The 1011-nt window shown below is 76.2% G+C and carries 2 protein-coding genes; both read left to right on the top strand.

Going from position 1 to position 1011, the window contains the following annotated elements; all coding sequences use genetic code 11:
- A partial coding sequence (locus ABWI04_RS42765; protein ID WP_502913229.1) for a hypothetical protein occupies positions 1-225 on the top strand: 225 nt, incomplete at its 5' end.
- A 76-nt stretch (positions 226-301) separates the two neighbouring features.
- The gene (locus ABWI04_RS42760; RefSeq protein ID WP_353835983.1) at positions 302-1009 is read left to right on the top strand and encodes a YcnI family copper-binding membrane protein; all 708 of its coding nucleotides are present in this window, start codon (positions 302-304) and stop codon (positions 1007-1009) included.
- Positions 1010-1011 lie beyond the last annotated feature (2 nt).

Genomic DNA, 1011 nt, shown 5'->3' with positions numbered 1-1011 from the left:
GGCGAGCGGGCCGCGTGGTCGCTCGCCCGGCGGGTCGCCGCCCTCGCCGACCGCCCGATCCGGCTGCTGCTGGCCCTGCTCGCCGTGGAGCCGGCCGAGCCTCCGGCCCGCCCCCTCCGGACGGCGCCCGCGGCGGCCGCCGTCACGGCCACCGGGCGCGCCCTGCGGCACCAGGTCGTCCGCCGGGGTCCCCCTCCGCGTTCGAGGGCGCTCGCTCACTCCTGAGCCGGAGCGCCGTACGTCACCGGACGCCGGCTCGCGGCGCCCGGACATTCCCGTACGTCTCGAACGGAGTTCCGCAATGCCCTTCCTTCCGCACGCCCGGCGCGCCGGCGCCGTCGCGTCCCTCGCCGCCCTGTCCGTGATCGGCCTGGCCGCGGCGGCGTCCGCGCACGTCAGCGTCAACCCCAGGACCGCCGAGCAGGGCTCGTACACCAAGGTCTCGTTCCGGGTGCCGAACGAGCGCGACGACGCCTCGACCACCAAGCTCGTGGTGAGCCTGCCGGCCGACCACCCGCTGTCGTCGGTGTCGGTCCGGCCGCTGCCCGGCTGGACGGTGAAGGTCGAGAAGTCCAAGCTGCCGGCGCCGGTGAAGACCGAGGGCGGCGAGCTGACCGAGGCCGTCACGAAGATCACCTGGAGCGGCGGCAGGATCGAGCCCGGCCGGTTCGAGGAGTTCGACGTCTCGATGGGGCCGCTGCCCACCGACACCGACCAGCTCGTGTTCAAGGCCGACCAGACCTACTCCGGCGGCGAGGTCGTCAAGTGGGAGGAGCCCCCCGCCGAGGGGGCGAACGAGCCGGAGCACCCCTCGCCGGTGCTGAAGCTCCTCCCCAAGGGCTCGGCGGCCACGGCCGGCCTGACCGCGCAGGTGAAGCCCGCCGCCGCCTCGTCCGCGTCGTCCGGCGACGGGACGGCCCGGCTGCTCGGCGGCATCGGCATCGCCGTCGGCGTGGCCGGCGTCGCGGTCGGCGCCTACGGCGTGACCCGGGCGCGGAGCCGGGCATGACC

Origin of the sequence: Actinomadura sp. NPDC000929, from assembly GCF_040492065.1 — a bacterium.
Taxonomy (GTDB): Bacteria; Actinomycetota; Actinomycetes; order Streptosporangiales; family Streptosporangiaceae; genus Spirillospora; species Spirillospora verrucosospora.
This window is presented reverse-complemented; position numbering and strand designations above follow the sequence as displayed.

Bases quoted from the DNA above. Each gene is read 5' to 3' on its own strand.
- ABWI04_RS42760 (WP_353835983.1), top strand. From the start codon at position 302: ATGCCCTTCCTTCCGCACGCCCGGCGCGCCGGCGCCGTCGCGTCCCTC.